Origin of the sequence: Rathayibacter sp. VKM Ac-2856 (genome assembly GCF_013205055.1) — a bacterium.
In the GTDB taxonomy this organism is placed as follows: Bacteria; Actinomycetota; Actinomycetes; order Actinomycetales; family Microbacteriaceae; genus Rathayibacter.
Genome location: NZ_JABMLF010000005.1, coordinates 111132 through 129736 on the forward strand (window position 1 = coordinate 111132; position 18605 = coordinate 129736).

Consider the following 18605-nt stretch of genomic DNA (forward strand, 5'->3'; position numbering starts at 1 on the left):
GGCGGGGCTCGCCGGGGAGCCGACCGCTCCTCCGCGACCCGCTCCCGCCGCCGCCGGCGTGTTTCCAGCATGAGAACTTCCGCAGCCGTCTCGCGGCAGGGGTTGCGCCCGGCGGCGGTTCTCGCTGGACTCTCCGGATGACCGAAACGACGAACGCCGCCGCCAGTGCTCCCGCGAAGGGCGGAGGATCGCTGAAGAAGGTCATCACCGGTCCGCTGCTCTTCGCCTTCATCGTCGGCGACACGCTCGGCGCCGGCATCTACACGCTGGTCGGCACGATGGCCGCCGACGTCGGCGGCGTCATCTGGCTGCCGCTGCTGATCGCGCTCGTGATCGCCCTGCTGACGGCCGGCACCTACGCCGAGCTGATCACCAAGTACCCGCACGCCGGCGGCGCCGCGCGCTACGTCGACCGGGCGTTCGGCAAGCCCTACCTGTCGTTCCTCGTCGGCTTCCTGATGATGGCGTCGGGGATCACCACGGCGGCATCGCTCGCGAACGCGTTCGCCGGCGACTACCTCACCGCGCTGATCGACGTGCCGCCGGTGCCGACGGCGATCGTCTTCATCGCGATCCTCACGCTGATCAACCTGCGCGGGGTGAAGGAGTCGCTGACTGCCAACCTGGTCGCCTCGGTGATCGAGGTGAGCGGACTGGTCATCGTGATCGTCTGCGCGGCGATCTTCTTCGGCGGCGGCAACGGCGACGCGGCGCGCGTCCTCGAGTTCAACCCGGATGTCGCGCCGCTGCAGGGCGCGTTCGCCGCCTCCATCGTCGCGTTCTTCTCCTTCCTCGGCTTCGAGGCCGCGGCGAACATGGCGGAGGAGGTGCGGAACCCCTCGAAGGTCTACCCGCGCGCGCTCTTCGGCGCCCTGATCACCGCCGCCGTGGTCTACCTCCTGATCGCCCTCGGTGCCGTGATCGTGCTGCCGAACGAGGAGCTCGCGGAGTCCACCGGCCCGCTGCTGGACGTCGTCGCGGCCAGCGGCGTGGCGGTGCCGCCGTGGCTGTTCGGCCTGATCGCGCTCGTCGCGATCGCCAACGGCGCGCTGCTGTTCATGGTGATGGCGAGCCGCGTCGGCTTCGGTCTGGCGACGTCGGGCCTGCTGCCGAGCGCCTTCGGCCGCGTGCTGCCCAACCGCGGCACCCCCTGGGTCTCGATCGTCGTCGTCGGCGGCGTGACCATGCTGCTCAGCCTGATCGGCGACGTCGGGACGCTGGCCGAGACGACCGTGCTGCTGCTGCTGCTCGTCTTCATCTCGGCGAACATCTCGGTGCTGGTGCTGAAGAAGGACCGCGTCGACCACCCGCACTACTCCGTGCCGCGCGTCGTCCCGATCCTGGCGATCATCGCGAGCATCGTGCTGCTCACGCAGCAGACCGGCGTCGTCTGGCTCGGCACCGCGGGCTACGTCGTGGTCGGCACGCTGCTCTTCCTCGCGACGCGCTTCGGCAAGAAGAAGCACGCCGAGCAGACCGCGGCGGCCGAGCACGAGGACGCGGACCGCGCCTGAGCGGGCGCTCGCGCCGCTCGTCGCCGCACAACATCAGCTGAGAGGGGTGGGCCTCCCCTGTGGGGCGACGCCCCCTCGTCTCAGCTGATGTTGTGCGGCCGGTGTGCGAGCGTGGTGGCATGACCGTGTCGCTCGCGCCGTTCCCGCCCGCCGAACTCGCCGTCTGGCGGACCGTGCAGCGGGCCTCCTACATCGCCGACCGGATCCGCGCCGGAGACGACGAGGCGGCGGCGCACCGGAACGCGGAGGCGAACCACGAGCGGCTGTTCCCCGGCGGGGCACCGGCGCCGGGGCACGACGTGCTGCGGATCCTCGACGACGGGCGCCCGGTCGGGGTGATCTGGGTGGGGCCGCACCCGCAGGACCTCGACGGCGTCGGCTGGATCTGGGACGTCGAGGTCGACCCGGACGAGCGCGGCCGCGGACTCGGGCGCGCGGCGATGCTGTTGGCGGAGGAGCACGCCCGCTCGCTCGGCTACCGGGCGCTCGCGCTCAACGTCTTCGGCTTCAACGCGACGGCGCGGGGGCTCTACGAGTCGCTCGGCTACGAGACGACGGCGGTGCAGATGCGCAAGGAGCTCGGCGCGGCCGAGGGGTGAGTCACTTCGTCGCGTTCGGGTGGTGCGTGTGCACCTGCTCGAGGAACACCGTCCGTCCCACCACGAAGAACCACAGGCGCGCGTCGCCCTGCCGCGTCGGCTTGTGCTGCCAGCGCTCGTGGACCTCGTCACCCTTCGTCAGGACGCCCAGCTCGCCCCTCAACCGGTAGTTCGACGGGGTCGTCTCGGTCGGCGTCCGCGTCAGGAAGTCCCACGCCTCCGTCAGAGCGTTCCTGCTGGTGGCGCAGAGGTCGGTCCAGCCTCTCTGCGCCTGCAGCGTCGCGAAGCGGATCTCGTACTCGGACCTCTTCTGCGGCCGCTCGACCCGGCGCTCCCTCGGCACGACTACGGGCGCTCGACCACGATGCCGGTCTCGAGCCAGTCGACCGGCATGATCGCGAGTCCGTCGGCGATCGCCGTCGCCGACTCGCGCCAGGAGACCAGCTCGGCTGCAGCGAGGTGGGCGTGCCCGGTGGCGAACGACGCGCGGGCCGCCGACAGCAGGTCCTTGGCGCACTGCTCCCGATCGGGGCCCGACAGCGCCAGCATCCACGGGAAGACCTGCGCCATCCGCTCGCCGAGCGTCCCCCTGTCGTCGGTCGAGACCGCGATGAGCTGGGCCGCCAGCTGCAGCAGCTGCTCGCGCGAGTCCGCCTCGCGCTTGGACATCAGCACGAGGTCGTCGCCGTCCCGACGCGTGACGTCGACCGGCTGCTCCTCCGCCGCGGCGAAGACCGCACGTGCATTCCGGCTCAGCTCGGAGGACTGGAACGTCGGGATCGGAGTGGTCGCCATCTCTCGATGGTAGTTCAGAACGACTTCTGAAGTGGCGGAAGTCGCGGGACGCGTTCATCCGGGAGGCGGAGGCCGCTGTCCTGACGAGCCGCGGCGTGGAGCCCCGCTGTAGGTTGGCAGCCATGCCCGATGACGACGTCCTCGACGCCCTCCGCGCCTTCGTCCGGGAGCGGGAGTGGGCGCAGTTCCACACGCCGGAGAACCTCGCGAAGAGCATCAGCATCGAATCCGGCGAGCTGCTCGAGTGCTTCCAGTGGGGCGAGGGCGACCGCTCGGCGGCCGTCGACGAGCTCGCGGACGTGCTGACCTACTGCCTCCTCCTCGCCGACCGACTCGGAGTGGATCCCGACGCGATCGTCCTCGACAAGCTCGAGAAGACCCGGGGCAAGTACCCGGTGGAGAAGGCGCGGGGGCGGAGCGAGAAGTATGACCGGCTGTGAGCTCGAGCGGTTCCCGTTCGAGGCGGACCGGGTGCGCGCGTGGGGAGCGGCCGACCCCCGGCACCGCAATTGGCCGGTCGTCTACGTTCTCGACAGCGCCTCGGAGGTCTATGTCGGCGAATCGCTGAACGCCGAGGGCCGGCTGCGCCAGCACCTGGACTCGCCGGTCAAGAGTCGACTCGATCAGGTGCGGGTGGTCTTCGACGACACCTTCAACAAGTCGGCCTGCCTCGATCTCGAGTCGTTCCTCCTGCGGATGCTCGCCGGCGAGGGCCGCCTGACGGTCCTCAACCAGAACGCCGGCGTCACCGACGCCGACTACTTCGACCGCGACTCGTACCGCAGGACGTTCGAGGAGGTCTTCGAGGTGCTCCGCACCCAGGAGCATCTCTTCCAGCGGACCCTGCCGGAGATCGTCAACAGCGACCTCTTCAAGCTCTCGCCGTTCAAGGCCCTGAACCACGATCAGGCCGTCGCCGTCGAGGACATCCTCGAGGGCCTCTTCGCGGACCTCGAGTCGGGTGAGCGGAGCACCGTCGTGGTGCAGGGCGACCCCGGCACAGGGAAGACGGTCGTCGCGATCTACCTGCTCAAGCTGCTGCAGGACATCCGCCGGCACGATCCGGAGGAGCCGATGGATGCGGACTCCGTCTTCAGCGAGTTCTTCACGCCGGGGCACGCCGAGCTGCTGTCGACACTGCGCGTCGGACTGGTCGTGCCCCAGCAGTCGCTGCGCGGATCGATCTCGCGGGTCTTCGCCCTCACTCCGGGGCTGTCGAAGGACCTCGTGCTGACGCCGTTCCAGGTCGGCGAGAGCGAGGAGCCCTTCGATCTCCTGCTCGTCGACGAGGCGCACCGGCTCAGCCAGCGGGCGAACCAGCCGTCGGGGCCGCTCAACCGGAAGTTCATCGACATCAACGAGCGGCTCTTCGGCGAGGACTCCCTGGAGCACACGCAGCTCGACTGGATCCGCGCGCGGAGCGGGCACACGATCCTCATGCTGGACACCGCGCAGACGGTGCGGCCCGCGGACCTGCCCGCGACGGTCACCCGCGCGGTCCTCGCGGAGGCCGCGGCGAACGGCCGCGTCTACCCGCTCCGCTCGCAGATGCGCATCGCCGCCGACAAGGACTACGTGGGCTACGTGCGGGCCGTGCTGTCGGACGAGCCACCCGACCAGCGCGAGGACTTCGGCGAGTACGACCTGCGCTTCTTCGACGACCCCGGCGAGCTGCGGCGTGCCGTGGTGCAGCGCGATCGGGAGCACGGCCTGTCGCGCCTGGTCGCCGGGTACGCGTGGAAGTGGGTCACGAAGAAGGACAGGACCGCCTTCGACATCGTGATCGGCGACGAGTCGCTCCGCTGGAATCAGACGCAGCGCGACTGGATCAACTCCCCCGGCGCCCTCGACGAGGTCGGCTCGATCCACACCGTCCAGGGCTACGACCTGAACTACGCCGGCGTGATCATCGGCCGCGACCTCCGCTACGACACCGTCGCGGGGCGCGTCGTCTTCGACCGCTCGAACTACCACGACAAGAAGGGCCGCGAGAACAACCCGAAGCTGGGCATCACCTACAGCGACGAGGACCTGCTGGCCTACGTCCGCAACATCTACACGGTCCTGCTCACCCGCGGGATCAGGGGGACGTACGTCTACGTCTGCGACGAGGCGCTGCGCGAGCACCTCGCCCGCTACTTCTGAGCGCTCGACGCGCCGCGGGACCTCGCGTCAGGGGGTGGAGAAGGCGACGGTGAAGGCGCCGGCGGGGACGGAGGCCGCCGCGCTCGTCGCCGCCGGGAGGTCGGCGGCGCTCGCGAGGGTCACGTCGAGGTGCTCGGGGTCCGCTCGGACGCCGGTCGCGGGGACGGCGGCGGAGATCGCGGTCCAGAGGCGGTCCGCGTCGTCGAGCCACGGGCCCGGGGTGCCGCTGACGAGGAGTGCGCGGTCGGCGCTCTGGACGCTGACGTGCGGTGCGGGGGTGTCCGGGAGGAGGGCGGGGGCGCTCCTAGCGAGCGCGAAGGCGTCGGCGGCGGTCGCGCCGTCCGCCAGGAAGAGGCTCAGCCCGCTGATGCGGTCCTCGCTGTCGTCGGCGGCGAGGGCGAGGGCGGTGATCCGCGGGTCGTCGCGGAGGGCGAGGGCGGCGGCGATCCGGCCGGAGGTGAGGTCGGCGTCGCCGGAGACGGGGAGGGTGAGGTCGCGGGCGTCCAGGAGGATCCGGACGTCGCCGGCGGGGCGCGTCGAGGCGAAGGAGCTCAGGCGGCCGGCGAGGGCCGTCAGGTCGGCGTCGGCGAGGTCCTCGCGGGCGACGATCTCGGCGCTCACGCCGCCGGTGAACGGCATGTCCTCGACGGCCGAGAGCTCGAGGTCGGCGACGGCCTCGTCGCTGCCGAAGGTCCTCGCGAAGTCGGCGCGGAAGGAGTCGCCGCTGCAGCCGGTGAGCAGGAGCACGGTGGTCAGCACCAGGGCCGCGGCGCCCGGTCCGCGCGTCCGCCCCTGCCTCATCGGGCCAGCGTACGTCCGGGTCGCGGAGCGCGCGGGGAGTGGACGGATCGGCCTCGGCGTGCTCGCTGCGCGAGGGGAGGCGTCGATCCGGCGCGAAGGGTCGCCTGCGGGGCGGTGGGGCAGCCGTCGGTGACGGATCGGCTGGTCTGCGGGGGCGGGGCGGGACGCGGGAGCGCCGGTCAGGCGAGGGCGGAGACCAGCAGGGAGACGCCCGCGAGCACGGCGAGGGCCGTGGACCAGTAGCCGAGGACGAGCGCGAAGGTGGCGAAGCCCCAGCCGGCCTCGCCGGTGCGGCGGATCTGCGCGCGGGCGACGTGCCCGAGGATCAGCCCGACGAGGCCGATGACGAAGGCGGCCACGAAGGCGACGATCGAGAGGGTGTTGACGCGCGGATCCGTCACCAGCCCGGCGTCGCGGCGGGCGCGGCCCTGCGCGAGGGCGACGGGCACGCCGATCGCGGCGACGAGGACCGGCGACAGGACGCCGAGGATGATGATGAGGTGCCAGCCGGCGAGTCCTGCGAACATCCGACCAGCCTAGGAAGCGGAGCGCCCGGCGAGGATCCTCCGGCAGGAGGAGAAGCGGCGCCGCTGGAACCGGAGGACGGCCTGCCGAGCCGGACTCCTCCGGCCGCCCGGACCCGGGTCCGTCCCGGGGCCGCCCGCGACGCAGGCGGGCGGCCCCCGAGACGTCAGCTCGTCGAGGGGACGGCGGTGGGGTCACCGGTCGACGCGGCCGGCTCGGCGGTGGTCGACGCCATGCCGCGGCCGAAGGCCTGGCCCTGCAGGATCGCGCCGAGGTCGACGCCGGTCGCGGACTTGACGCTGTCGAACGTGGCCGCGAGGCTCGCCGCCTGCTCCCGGGCGATGTGGGTGCCGGCGGTGTCGCCGCCGATCAGGGTGACGGTGCCGACGTTCTGGTAGCCCTTGGCGAACTCCGCCATGAGGGCGGGGAGCTGGCCGATGAGCTCGCGGCCCAGGATCGCCTCCTGGTTCTCGCGGAGCGCCTCCGCCTCGGCCTGGATCGCGGCCGCGCTCGCCTCGCCCTTGGCCCGGATGGCCTCGGCCTCGGCTGCTGCGTTCGCACGCAGGGCCTCCGCCTCGGCGCCGGCCTTGGCACGGAGAGCGTGGGCCTCCGCCTCGGCGCGTGCACTCAGGGCCGCAGCCTCGGCCGCGGCCGATGCCTGACGGGCCTCGGCCTGGCGCTGGACGGCGTAGGCCTCGGCGTCGGAGACCTGCTGCGCCACCTGGCGGTCCGTCGAGGCCTTCTTCTCGCGGCCGTAGGCGTCGGCGTCGGCCTCGGTCTGGCGGCGGTACTTCTCGGCGTCGGCCACGCGCTTGACGTCGGCGTCGAGCTCGGCCTGCCGGTTCTCGGCGCGCTGGACGAGAACGGCCTGCTCGCGCTCGGCGCGGGCCAGGTTCTCGGCCTGCTCGGCCTCGGCGTTGGCCCGGCCGACCTCGGACTTCGAGGCGGCGGTGTTCTTGTCGAAGGCGGTCTGCTCGATCAGGTTCGCCTCGTCGGTGGCCAGCTGGCGGGCCTTGACCTCGCGGGCCGCGTTGATCCGGGCGACGTCGGCCTCGCGGCGGACGCGCTCGATCTCCTGCGCGCCGAGCGCCTCGATGTAGCCGTTGCGGTCGGTGACGCCCTGGATGGCGAAGGAGTCGAGCACGAGGCCCTGGGCGAGAAGGTCGCCCTTGATGCCCTCGGCGATCTCGTCGCCGAGCTTCTGGCGGTCCTGCATGACCTCCTCGACGCTGAGCTTCGCGACGACGCCGCGCAGCGCGCCCTCGAGCTGCTCGGTCGTGAAGACGTCGATCGACTGGTCCTGCGAGGCGAACCGCTCGGCGGCGGCGCGCACCTGATCGGGCGTCGAGCCGATCTTGACGAGGGCGACGCCCGCGAGGTGGATGGTCACGCCGTTCTTGGTCTGCGCGACCGGCTCCATCTTGATCTGCCGCGACCGCAGCGAGATGCGGTCGGAGCGCTGGGTCAGCTTGTTGACGAAGGCGCCGCCGCCGGTGATGACGGTCATGTTCGACGTCAGACCGTCGTCGCTCTTCTGCTTCTTTCCGACGATGACGATGGCCTCGTCGGCCTGCGGGACCTGGTACCAGGCCCGGAAGATGAAGAAGCCGATGATGGCGAGCAGCAGCACGACGCCGACGACGATGCCGGCACCGACGATCCAGAGCAGATCAGATTGCATGGACGAGGGACCCCCTTCTCGGAGCCCGCGGGCAGCGGGCTTCTGAGCGATGTACCGCTTCATCGTGGCATGTCCGGGCCGCTGGGGCCTCGGCCGGGCGGGGGATGCGACGGCCGGGCGCGGGACGCGCGGCGGCGGCGGATCGGGGTGATCCGGCGACGGTGGAGCACGACGAGCGGGACAGCGAGGAGACCTCGGTCTCAGCGCGGCCGGCGGACGACAGCACCATGCGTGGTCGGGCTCTGCGCGAGGGGATCTCAGCGGCGACGTCGCCGTGCGACTCCCGCGAGGACTTCAGTGCTGGGGTACCTGGACTCGAACCAAGAACAACTGAACCAGAATCAGCCGTGTTGCCAATTACACCATACCCCAATGGTCATCCGGAGGTGATCCCGGGACCAGGCGGCGGCCGGAGTAGAACTCGGCGCCGAGAGACGACAGTACCCTACGGACGCACGCCGCTCAAATCGGCGCCCCGATCGTGCACGGCGGGGGCCTCCGACTCGGGCGCGGCCTCGCCGAGACGGGCGCGGACGAGGTCGCGGTTGATCGCCGAGGCGACCTGCGCGCCGGAGCCGGCGGCGACGATCAGCTGCTGCGGTCCGGGCGCGGTGACCTCGCCGGCGGCGTACAGCCCGGGCACCGAGGTGCGGCCGCCCGCGTCGACGCGAAGGAAGCCGTCGGGGTCGACCTCGGGGCCGGCCGGGTCGAGGTAGTCGAGGACGGGCACCCAGACCGGGCGGACGAAGGCGCCGGTGCGCGGGATCACGTCGCCGTCGGCGAGGGCGACGCCCGTCATCACGGCGCGCTCCCCCACGAGGTCGGCGACGGGTCGGCGCTCGATGCGGATGCCGATCGAGTTCAGCAGCGACTCGTCGGTGTCGCTGACCACGCCGACCCCGTTGGTGAAGACGATGAGGTCGGTCGACCACTGCGAGAGCAGCATGGCGCGCTCGGCCAGGTCGGCGGTCTCGCCGATCAGCGCGAGGGGCTCGCCGGCCTTCTCGTAGCCGTCGCACTCCATGCAGCTGTGCACCGCGGTGCCGTAGTAGGCGCGGAGGCTCGGGAGCGTCGGCAGGCGCTCGGACAGGCCGCCGGCGACGACGACCGCGGTCGCGAGCACGGAGCGGTCGGCGGAGCCGCGGACGCCCTTCGCGGTGACGACGAACTCGCCGCCGGAGCGCTCGACGGCGGTGACCATGGCGTTGTGCACCTCGGCCTCCTCGTACTGCTCGAGCTCGACGCGGCCGAGGCGGCGCAGCTCGAGCGGCGAGACGCCGTCGCGGGTGAGGAAGCCGTGCGAGTGCAGGGTCGCGGCGTTCCGCGGCCGGTTGCTGTCGAGCAGCAGCACGCTGCGCCGGGCGCGGACGAGGTTGAGCCCCGCCGAGAGCCCCGCGGGCCCGGCGCCGATGATGACGACGTCGTAGTGGCCGCCCTGCACCTCCGCCACGATCAGCTCCGGGTGTCGGCGAGTCGGGCGAGGCGGGCGATCGACTCGGACTTGCCGAGGATCTCCATCGACTCGAACAGCGGCGGCGAGACGCGGCGGCCCGAGATCGCGGTGCGCAGCGGTCCGTAGGCGATGCGGGGCTTGAGGCCCAGGTTCTCGATCAGCGCTCCGGCGAGCGCCTCCTGGATCGCGGCGGTCAGCCACTCCCCCTCGGGCACGAGCTCGAGGGCGCCGATCGACGCGGCGAGGACCTCGCCGGCGTTCGCGGGCAGGCCCTTCAGCGCGTCCTCGTCGTAGGAGAGGGCGTCGGCGGTGGTGAAGAGGAAGCCGAGCATGCCGGGCGCCTCGCCGAGGAGGCCGATGCGCTCCTGGACGAGCGGGGCGGCGGCGTCGAGGACGGCGCGCTGGTCGGCGGTCGGCTCGCCCGCGAGGACGCCGTCCGCGATCAGGTAGGGGATCGTCCGCTCGGTGAAGTCGTCGACCGCGAGAAGGCGGATGTGGTCGCCGTTGATCGACTCGGCCTTCTTGAGGTCGAAGCGAGCCGGGTTGGGGTTCACGTCGGCGACGTCGAAGGCGGCGATCATCTCGTCGATCGAGAAGACGTCGCGGTCGTGGGTGAGCGACCAGCCGAGCAGGGCGAGGTAGTTGACCAGGCCCTCGGGGATGAAGCCGCGGTCGCGGTGGTGGAAGAGGTTCGCGGACGGGTCGCGCTTGGAGAGCTTCTTGTTGCCCTCGCCCATCACGTACGGGAGGTGGCCGAAGCGCGGGACGAACGTCGTCACTCCGATGTCGATCAGCGCGTGGTACAGCGCGATCTGGCGTGCGGTGGAGGGCAGGATGTCCTCGCCGCGGAGGACGTGGGTGATCTGCATGAGCGCGTCGTCGACCGGGTTCACCAGCGTGTAGAGCGGCTGGCCGTTGGGGCGGACGACGACGAAGTCGCTGAAGGAGCCGGCCGGGAAGGTGATCGGGCCGCGGACGAGGTCGTCGAAGGAGAGGTCGGCGTCGGGGACGCGGAGGCGCAGCGCCGGGCTGCGGCCCTCGGCGCGGAAGGCGGCGCGCTGCTCCTCGGTGAGGTCGCGGTCGTGGTTGTCGTAGCCGTGCTGCTTGGCGCGGCCGGCGGCCTCGTTGCGCGCGTCGATCTCCTCGGCGTTGGAGTAGCTCTCGTAGAGGTGGCCGGAGGCGAGCAGGCGCTGGATGACGTCCGTGTAGACGTCGCTGCGCTCGGACTGGCGGTACGGGCCGTGCGGGCCGCCGACGCCGACGCCCTCGTCCCAGTCGAGCTTGAGCCAGCGGAGCGCGTCGATGAGCTGCTCGTAGCTCTCCTCGCTGTCGCGGGCCGCGTCGGTGTCCTCGATGCGGAAGACGAAGGTGCCTCCGGTGTGCCGCGCGTAGGCCCAGTTGAACAGGGCGGTGCGGATGAGGCCGACGTGCGGCGTCCCGGTCGGGGACGGGCAGAAGCGGACGCGGACGTCGCTCCCGGTCGCGGTCGTGAACGGGTGCGCGTCGTGGGCGCGATCGGAGGGCGGGGTGAGCTCAGACATACGGGGCGATTCTAGCGGCGGGGGCGGTGCGGGGCGGCGGACTGGACACGGGGGGCCGGCGGGGGTGCGGGGTGGGGCGGGTGCCGGCGGCTTCGGCACGCGGGAACGGGTTGGGCTCGCCGGAATCGGGTGATTCCGCGAGCCGGAGGTGATTCCACGAGCCGGAGGTGGCAGGCAGCGAGGTCCGGCACGCGGAAACAGGCCCGGCTCGCCGAAAACGGGCGATTCCACGAGCCGGAGGTGACTTCACGAGCCGAAGGTGGCGAGCGGCGACGTTCGGCACGCGGAAACGGGCTCGGCTCGCCGAAAACGGACGATTCCACGAGCCGGAGGTGATTCCGCGAGCCGGAGGTGACTTCGCGAGCCGCAGGTGGCAGGCGACGACGTTCGGCACGCGGAAACGGGATCGGCTCGCCGAAAACGGGCGAGTCCACGAGCCGGAGGTGCTTTCGCGAGCCGGGGGTGACGTCGCGAGCCGGAGGGGGTCGGTGGCGGTGTTCGGCACGCGGGAACGGCTGGGCTCGCCAGGGACGCGCGATCTCGCGTGCCGGAGGGGGAGCTGCGAGCCGGGGCGGATCGACGTGCCGGGGGTGGAGTCGCGGGCGGGCGAGGGTGGCGCGCGGAGCTCTTAGCGCGAAGCAGTGGTCCGCGTCAACGGACTTCTCGTACGGGAGGAGCAGTGGTGGCCTGTGGCTACTGCTTCTCCCCGGGGCCGCTCGACGACGAGCGTGTCGCTCCCTGCCGCTCCGGACGCGCGAGCATGCCCGGAAAGGGGTCCCGATGAGCACGGTCGTTCTCGACACCGCCCTCTCAGCGCTCGCCCCCGCGCTCGCCCCCGCGCTCGACTCGCAGGACGAGCGGTCGACGACGCCCCGACCGCGATCCGTCGCGCCCCGCGACGGGGTCGACGCGACCCGCGAGCTGCCCGGCGAGTCCCGGGACGAGCCGGCCTCGCCGCGGGAGGAGAAGGACGCGCGCACGCTGTCGCTCTTCCAGGCGGCGGCCACCGCCGACGACGTGGAGGGCGCGCGGATCCGCGAGCGCATCGTGCTGGACCACCTCGGGCTGGCCGAGGCGATGGCGAACCGGGTGTCCCGCGGCGGCGGCGACCGCGCGGACCTGCGCCAGGTGGCGTACGTGGGGCTGGTCAAGGCCGCGCGGCGCTTCACTCCGGAGCGGGGCGACAGCTTCGCCGCCTTCGCCGTGCCCACGATCACCGGCGAGCTGAAGCGGCACCTGCGGGACCTCGGCTGGATGATCCGCCCGCCCCGCGGGGTGCAGGAGCTGCACCGCCGCTCGGCCGTGGTCGCCGACGAGCTCGCGCAGGAGCTCGGGCGCCACCCGAGCGACCGGGAGATCGCCCGCCGGCTCGGGGTCGAGGCGGCCGACGTCGCCGACGCGCGCGCCGCCGGGCACCCGCTGTCCCTCGACGAGACGGTCGGCGAGACCGGCGTGCGGCTGGGCGAGACGCTCGGCGGGGAGGACGAGGACCTCGCGGCGATCGACCGTCGGCACGGCCTGGCCGAGGCGCTCGCCGAGCTCGAGAACGGCCAGCGCGAGCTGCTCCGGATGCGCTTCGTCGAGGAGATGACGCAGCAGCAGATCGCCGACGCGCTCGGCACGACGCAGATGCAGGTCTCGCGCCTGCAGCGCCGGATCCTCGCCCAGCTCGCCGACCGCCTCGGCGCCCCCTCCCGCGGCCATCAGCCGAAGGCGCGGACCCGCGTCGCGTCGGTCGCCGTCGTCACGCCCGTCCACCCTGCGGCTCGGCTGCGGACCGCCTGAGGTGCACGTCGGCGCGCGAGGGCAGGGCGGCGAGCGCGTCGAGGACGTGCCCGGTCTGCACCGCCAGCAGCGCCGGATCGGGCTCGGAGGAGAAGACGTCGCCGCGGCGCAGCGACGCGTCGGTCAGCACGATGTGCGGGCCGCTGACCGGAGGGCCCCAGGCCTCGGGCGGCGCCGGTCCGAAGATCACCACGGACGGGATGCTGTAGGCCGACGCGAGGTGCGCGGCGCCGGTGTCGACGGTGACGAGGACCTCGGCCGCGGCGACGACCGCGGCGAACTCGGCCAGGTCGATCGCGCCGGCGAGCACCTCGCCGGTGCCGGCCAGCTCGGCGACCCGGCGGGCGCGGTCGGCCTCGTTCGCGCCTCCGGTGTAGACGACGCGGCGGCCCTGGCGGGCGAGCGAGCGCGCGACCTCGGCGAAGCGCTCCTCCGGCCACTCGCGCGAGCCGTAGAAGGCGCCGATGTGCACGATCGCGGCGCCGGCGACCGGGGCGGGCACCTCGGGAACGGCGATGCCGACGTCCTCCGGGTCGGCGTCCAGGCCGATCGAGTTGACCAGGCGGGCCCAGCGGGCGCGCTCCAGCTCGCCGTCGAGCCAGAGCGGGCGCGGATCGTCGTGGCTCGCGTCGGGGTCGAGGGCGGGCACCCGGAACTCCAGGCGGCGCCGGGGCTCGAGCGCGATCAGGGCGTCGCGCGACTCCGGGCCGTTGCCGTGCAGGTTGACGGCGAGATCGATGCGGCCGGGGGCGACCGGCAGCGGATCGTCCAGGCCGCGCAGGGTCGGCACGAGGGCGTCGAGGCCGTCGATCAGGTCGACGATCGGCTCGAGCCACGGCGTGGTCGCGAGGATCAGCCGGTGCTCGGGGAAGCCGCGGCGCAGCGCCTTGAGCGCGGGGACGGCCACGAGGATGTCGCCGAGCTTGAGGGCTCGCAGCGCGAGGATCTCCGGGGTTCCGTCCGGGGCGGTGAGAGCGCGCACGGCGCCTCCTTCCTGTCGGAGGTCCCGTACCCCGCTCCGGCCGGCTCAGACGCGCGGATCCGCGGTGAGTCGCTCAACGGCCGGGCGGGCACGGGCGGCGGCCGGCCCGACGCGCCCGAGCGGACGACTTCTCCTCCCCCGCGTTTGGAACCCCGAGCAGGGGGGTACGAGGGAGAGGTGAACGACTCGATCCAGCCGGGCTCGGCGCACCGCACCGCGGAGGACGCCGCCCCTCCGCGCGCCGTGCGCCTGCGCGGAATCCTCTTCGACCGCGACGCGACGCTCGTGGTCGACGTGCCCTACAACGGCGACCCGTCGCGGGTCGAGCCGATGCCCACCGCGCTGGATGCGGTCGAGCGGGCCCGCGAGGCGGGACTCGCCCTCGGCGTCGTGACGAACCAGTCGGGCATCGCCCGCGGGATCATCGATCGCGCGCAGGCCGACGCGGTGAACCGCCGGGTCGACGAGCTGTTCGGCGGCTTCGACTCCTGGCAGCTGTGCCCGCACGGCCCGGAGGACGGCTGCGACTGCCGGAAGCCCGCACCGGGCATGGTGCTCGCCGCGGCCGAGGCCCTCGGCCTGCCCGCCGACTCCCTCGCGGTGATCGGCGACATCGGCGCCGACGTCGGTGCGGCGGCCGCGGCCGGCGCCCGCGGCGTGCTGGTGCCGACCCCGATCACCCGCGCCGAGGAGGTGGCCGCCGCACCGCTGCGCGCAGCGACGCTCCTCGAGGCGGTCGAGCTGCTGCTCGCGATGCAGCCGGACGAGGACGCCGAGTGACCCGCCGCGTGCTGGTCGCCCGCCTGGACAGCGCGGGCGACGTGCTGCTGTGCGGACCCGCCGTCCGGGCGATCGCGGCCGACGCCGAGGTGCTGCTGCTCGCCGGTCCGCAGGGGGCGCCCGCCGCGGCGCTGCTGCCGGGGCCCGCGCAGGTGCGCACCTGGTCCTGCCCGTGGATCGGCGACGCCTCGACGCCCGTGGACGCCGCCCTGGTGGCGGAGCTGCGGGGCATCGTCGAGGAGTTCGCTCCGGACGAGGCCGTGATCCTCACCTCCTTCCACCAGTCGCCGCTGCCGCTGGCGCTGCTGCTGCGCCTGGCCGGCGTCGCGCGGATCTCCGGCGCCTCCGTCGACTTCGCCGGCGCACTGCTCGACGTGCGGCTGGTCCCGGGCGAGACGCTCGAGGAGGACCAGCCGGAGCCGGAGCGCGCGCTCGCCATCGCGGCGGCCGCGGGCTTCCCACTGCCCGAAGGCGACGACGGACTGCTCCGGGTGGACCGCGTCGGCGTCCTGCCCGCCGCGCTCGAGGGCGTCGGACCGTACGTCGTGGTGCACCCCGGGGCCGCCGTGCCCGCGCGCGCCTGGCCGGCCGAGAACGCGGCGCGCGCCGTCGAGCTGCTCGCCGACGCCGGCCTCGCAGTCGCGGTCACCGGCGGTCCCGGCGAGCGGGCGCTCACGGCGCTGGTCGCGGGCAGCCGCGGCATCGACCTCGGCGGGGCCACCGACTTCGCCGGCGCGGCCGAGGTGCTCGCCCGCGCCGAGGTCGTCATCAGCGGCAACACCGGGCCCGCGCACCTCGCGGCGGCGGTCGGCACTCCCGTGGTGAGCCTGTTCGCCCCCGTCGTCCCGGCGATCCGCTGGGCGCCCTACGGCGTCCCGGTCGAGCTGCTCGGCGACCAGCACGCGCCCTGCGCCGGCTCGCGGGCGCGCGTCTGCCCCGTCCCCGGCCACCCCTGCCTCGCGGGGGTGAGCGCCGAGGAGGCGGTCGCCGCCGTCCACCGGCTCCGCGCGCTCCCGCGCCGCGACTCGACGACATCCACGACGACCCCGACGGAGGCGATCGCATGAGGATCCTGCTCTGGCACGTGCACGGCGGCTGGGCGGACGCGTTCGTCCGCGGCGACCACGAGTACCTGCTCCCCACCACCCCCGCCCGCGACGGCTGGGGCCTCGGCACCGGCGGCCGCGACTGGCCGAGCACCGTCGAGATCGCCCCGGAGGAGCTGCGCGACGCCGACGTCGACGTCGTCCTCCTGCAGCGTCCCGACGAGCTCGCCGAGGCGGAGCGCCTCCTCGGCCGGCGGCTCGGCCGCGACGTCCCGGCGGTCTACGTCGAGCACAACACCCCCCGCGGCGACGTGCCCGACAACCGGCACCCGCTCGCCGACCGCGACGACCTGCTCCTCGTGCACGTCACGCACTTCAACGCGCTGATGTGGGACACGGGATCGACCCGCACCACGGTGATCGAGCACGGGATCAACGATCCCGGTCCCCTCTACACGGGCGAGCTCGCGCGCTTCGGCGTCGTCATCAACGAGCCGGTGCGCCGGCAGCGCGTGACCGGCACCGACCTGCTGCCGCGCTTCGCCGCGGTCGCCCCGCTCGACGTCTTCGGAATGAAGACCGAGGGACTCGTCGGGACGCCCGGGCTGCCCGCCGACCGGCTCGACGTGCTGGGGGACGTGAAGACCGGCGCGATGCACGCCGAGCTCGCCCGGCGCCGGATCTACCTGCACCCGTTCCGCTGGACCTCGCTCGGCCTCGCCCTGCTCGAGGCGATGCACCTCGGGATGCCGGTCGTCGCCCTCGAGACGACCGAGGCCGGCCGCGCGGTGCCGCCGGAGGCCGGCGCGATCTCCAACGACCTCGACGCGCTCGCCGCCGCCGCCCGCGCGCTGATGGAGGACCCGGAGCGGGCCGCCCTCGCCGGCGCCGTCGCCCGCGAGGCCGCGCTCGCGCGCTACAGCCTGAGCCGGTTCCACCGCGACTGGGACGAGGTGCTCGGCGACCTCGCCGCCGCCCCGCGCACCCTCTCCACCGCCGGAACCCGCGAAGGGAGCACCCGATGAGCACCAGCCGACCCCTCTCGATCGCGATGGTCTCCGAGCACGCCAGTCCGCTGGCCACGCTCGGCGGCGTCGACGCCGGCGGCCAGAACGTGCACGTCGCGGCACTCGCCGAGGCGCTCGCCCGCCGCGGCCACCGCGTCACCGTCTACACCCGGCGCGACGACGCCTCGCTCCCCCGCCGCGTGCCCTTCACCTCCGGGGTCGAGGTCGTGCACATCGACGCGGGACCGGCGAGCAAGGTGTCCAAGGACGAGCTGCTGCCGTTCATGGGCGACTTCGCCGTCGACCTCGCGAGCGACTGGCTCGACTCCCGGCCCGACCTGGTGCACAGCCACTTCTGGATGTCCGGGGTCGCCGCGCTCGACGCCTCCGAGCGGGCCGAGCGGGCCACCGGGCGCCGCGTGCCCGTCTTCCACACCTTCCACGCGCTCGGCGTGGTGAAGCGCCGCCAGCAGGGCGCGCTGGACACCAGCCCCGAGGAGCGCGCCTGGCTCGAGCCCGGCGTCGGCCAGCGGGCGGACGGCGTCGTCGCCACCTGCTCCGACGAGGCCTTCGAGCTCAAGGGGCTCGGCGTGCCGACCTCGAGCATCTCGGTGGTGCCCTGCGGCGTGGACCTCGAGCGCTTCACGCCCGACGGCCCCGTCGCCGAGCGCACGGGCCGGATCCGGCTGATGAGCATCGGCCGGCTCGTGCCGCGCAAGGGCATGGGCCACGCGATCGAGGCGCTCGCCCGCCTGGTCGCCGACGGCTGCGACGCCGAGCTGGTGATCGTCGGCGGCTCCGGCTCGGGCGACGCGCTCGCCGCGGACCCCGAGTACCAGCGCCTGCACGGCGTCGCCGAGGGCCTCGGAGTCGCCGACCGCGTCGTCTTCGCCGGCCAGCTCTCGCAGACGGAGATGCCGGCGATGCTCCGCTCCGCCGACATCGTGATCTGCGCGCCCTGGTACGAGCCGTTCGGCATCACCCCGCTCGAGGCGATGGCCTGCGGCGTGCCCGTGGTCGCCTCCTCCGTCGGCGGGCTGATCGACACGGTCGTCGAGGACGTCACCGGCGTGCACGTGCCGCCGCGCGACCCCGAGGCCCTCGCCGAGGCCCTCGCCGCGCTGATCGCCGACCCCGAGCGCGCCCGCGCCTACGGGGCCGCCGGCCGCGCCCGCGTCGAGTCCCGCTACTCCTGGGACCGCGTCGCCGCGGACACCGAGCGCGCCTACCTGACCACCCTCGCCGGACTCGGCGACGGCGGTGCCGCCATGACCGGCGCCGTCCGCACCTCCCTCTCCACCACCCCCCGGAAGGCGGCCCCGCGACGATGAGCATCGACACCGTTCTGGACACCCCGACGGACGCCGCGCGGCGCCTCGTCGACGACCACATCGCCCGCTCGCTCGACGTCGTCGCGCAGCTGGAGCGGCACTCCGACCGCATCGTCGCCTGGGGCGTCGAGCTGGCCGATCGCCTGCACTCCGGCGCACGGCTGCTGGCGGCCGGCAACGGCGGCTCGGCGGCGGAGGCGCAGCACCTCACCGCGGAGCTGGTCGGGCGCTTCGACGGCGACCGCATCCCCTTCTCCGCGATCTCGCTGCACTCCGAGACCTCGAGCCTCACCGCGATCGGCAACGACTACGGCTTCGACCACGTCTTCGCCCGCCAGGTCACCGCGCATGCGCGCGCCGGCGACGTCGTCGTGCTGCTCTCGACCAGCGGTCGCAGCGCCAACCTGCTGCACGCGGCCGAGGCGGCCCGCGCAGCCGGCGCCCGCTCCTGGGCGCTCACCGGCGACGGGCCGAACCCGCTGACCGAGGCCTGCGACGAGTCGATCGCGCTCGAGGGCCACGGCTCGAACGTGCAGGAGGCGCAGCTCGTGCTGGTGCACGCGCTCTGCCGGGCGTTCGAGCACCGGATCCGCGCGCGGACGGGGGCGGCCGCGTGAGCC

General features: G+C 73.5%; 18 protein-coding genes and 1 tRNA gene. 10 read left to right on the top strand and 9 right to left on the bottom strand.

The genetic code is table 11. The features are described from left to right. Positions 1-137: 137 nt before the first annotated feature. Positions 138-1514, top strand: coding sequence for an APC family permease (locus HQQ82_RS15730; RefSeq protein WP_173234885.1), 1377 nt, complete (start codon positions 138-140; stop codon positions 1512-1514). Between the two features lie 119 nt (positions 1515-1633). Beyond that, entirely contained in the window at positions 1634-2113 is a 480-nt protein-coding gene (locus tag HQQ82_RS15735) for an N-acetyltransferase (protein ID WP_173234887.1), read from the top strand. A 1-nt stretch (position 2114) separates the two neighbouring features. Here HQQ82_RS15735 and HQQ82_RS15740 read toward each other — a convergent pair whose 3' ends face one another. Continuing rightward, positions 2115-2456, bottom strand: coding sequence for a hypothetical protein (locus HQQ82_RS15740; protein WP_173234889.1), 342 nt, complete (start codon positions 2454-2456; stop codon positions 2115-2117). 2 nt (positions 2457-2458) lie between these two features. Next, the gene (locus tag HQQ82_RS15745; protein WP_173234891.1) at positions 2459-2908 is read right to left on the bottom strand and encodes a prevent-host-death protein; all 450 of its coding nucleotides are present in this window, start codon (positions 2906-2908) and stop codon (positions 2459-2461) included. A 122-nt stretch (positions 2909-3030) separates the two neighbouring features. Here HQQ82_RS15745 and HQQ82_RS15750 point away from each other — a divergent pair, with 122 nt between their 5' ends. Both HQQ82_RS15750 and HQQ82_RS15755 read left to right on the top strand, forming a co-directional pair. Next, a complete protein-coding gene (locus HQQ82_RS15750) occupies positions 3031-3348 on the top strand; it encodes a nucleotide pyrophosphohydrolase (protein WP_173234893.1) in 318 nt (105 codons plus the stop codon). After that, positions 3335-5053 carry a DUF2075 domain-containing protein gene (locus HQQ82_RS15755; RefSeq protein ID WP_173234895.1) on the top strand — a complete coding sequence of 573 codons (1719 nt, stop codon included), beginning with the start codon at positions 3335-3337 and terminating at the stop codon, positions 5051-5053. Before HQQ82_RS15750 ends, HQQ82_RS15755 begins: the two co-directional genes overlap by 14 nt. 27 nt (positions 5054-5080) lie before the next feature. Here HQQ82_RS15755 and HQQ82_RS15760 read toward each other — a convergent pair whose 3' ends face one another. From HQQ82_RS15760 to gltX, 6 genes are all read right to left on the bottom strand, one after another. Then, positions 5081-5854 carry a hypothetical protein gene (locus HQQ82_RS15760; RefSeq protein WP_173234897.1) on the bottom strand — a complete coding sequence of 258 codons (774 nt, stop codon included), beginning with the start codon at positions 5852-5854 and terminating at the stop codon, positions 5081-5083. 179 nt (positions 5855-6033) lie between these two features. Beyond that, a complete protein-coding gene (locus tag HQQ82_RS15765; RefSeq protein WP_173234899.1) occupies positions 6034-6381 on the bottom strand; it encodes a DUF4190 domain-containing protein in 348 nt (115 codons plus the stop codon). 164 nt (positions 6382-6545) lie between these two features. After that, positions 6546-8060, bottom strand: coding sequence for an SPFH domain-containing protein (locus HQQ82_RS15770; RefSeq protein ID WP_173234901.1), 1515 nt, complete (start codon positions 8058-8060; stop codon positions 6546-6548). Positions 8061-8360: 300 nt separating this feature from the next. Further along, positions 8361-8432, bottom strand: a tRNA-Gln gene (locus tag HQQ82_RS15775). Positions 8433-8505: 73 nt separating this feature from the next. Further along, the gene (locus HQQ82_RS15780) at positions 8506-9510 is read right to left on the bottom strand and encodes an NAD(P)/FAD-dependent oxidoreductase (RefSeq protein WP_367947972.1); all 1005 of its coding nucleotides are present in this window, start codon (positions 9508-9510) and stop codon (positions 8506-8508) included. 2 nt (positions 9511-9512) lie between these two features. Beyond that, on the bottom strand, positions 9513-11054 hold the full coding sequence (gene gltX / locus HQQ82_RS15785) for a glutamate--tRNA ligase (RefSeq protein ID WP_173234903.1): 1542 nt from the start codon (positions 11052-11054) through the stop codon (positions 9513-9515). Between the two features lie 780 nt (positions 11055-11834). On the opposite strand from gltX, the gene HQQ82_RS15790 reads away from it, so the two are divergent. Further along, on the top strand, positions 11835-12839 hold the full coding sequence (locus tag HQQ82_RS15790; RefSeq protein WP_173234905.1) for a sigma-70 family RNA polymerase sigma factor: 1005 nt from the start codon (positions 11835-11837) through the stop codon (positions 12837-12839). Here the strand turns inward: HQQ82_RS15790 and HQQ82_RS15795 are convergent. Then, a complete protein-coding gene (locus HQQ82_RS15795; RefSeq protein WP_173234906.1) occupies positions 12799-13821 on the bottom strand; it encodes a glycosyltransferase family 9 protein in 1023 nt (340 codons plus the stop codon). The two genes, HQQ82_RS15790 and HQQ82_RS15795, sit on opposite strands and share 41 nt — an antisense overlap. A gap of 177 nt (positions 13822-13998) precedes the next feature. On the opposite strand from HQQ82_RS15795, the gene HQQ82_RS15800 reads away from it, so the two are divergent. The 5 genes from HQQ82_RS15800 to HQQ82_RS15820 are packed head-to-tail and all read left to right on the top strand — an operon-like array spanning position 13999 to position 18602. Further along, positions 13999-14601: an HAD family hydrolase gene (locus HQQ82_RS15800; RefSeq protein WP_367947973.1), complete on the top strand. Its 603-nt coding sequence runs from the start codon at positions 13999-14001 to the stop codon at positions 14599-14601. After that, complete coding sequence (locus HQQ82_RS15805; protein ID WP_367947974.1) at positions 14598-15668, top strand: glycosyltransferase family 9 protein; 1071 nt, start codon at positions 14598-14600, stop codon at positions 15666-15668. The genes HQQ82_RS15800 and HQQ82_RS15805 overlap by 4 nt, the downstream gene beginning before the upstream one ends. Beyond that, positions 15665-16672 carry a glycosyltransferase gene (locus tag HQQ82_RS15810; RefSeq protein ID WP_173234908.1) on the top strand — a complete coding sequence of 336 codons (1008 nt, stop codon included), beginning with the start codon at positions 15665-15667 and terminating at the stop codon, positions 16670-16672. The genes HQQ82_RS15805 and HQQ82_RS15810 overlap by 4 nt, the downstream gene beginning before the upstream one ends. Further along, positions 16669-17985: a glycosyltransferase gene (locus tag HQQ82_RS15815; RefSeq protein WP_216848676.1), complete on the top strand. Its 1317-nt coding sequence runs from the start codon at positions 16669-16671 to the stop codon at positions 17983-17985. The genes HQQ82_RS15810 and HQQ82_RS15815 overlap by 4 nt, the downstream gene beginning before the upstream one ends. Next, positions 17982-18602: an SIS domain-containing protein gene (locus HQQ82_RS15820; RefSeq protein WP_173234911.1), complete on the top strand. Its 621-nt coding sequence runs from the start codon at positions 17982-17984 to the stop codon at positions 18600-18602. The genes HQQ82_RS15815 and HQQ82_RS15820 overlap by 4 nt, the downstream gene beginning before the upstream one ends. The last annotated feature ends 3 nt before the right edge of the window (positions 18603-18605 follow it).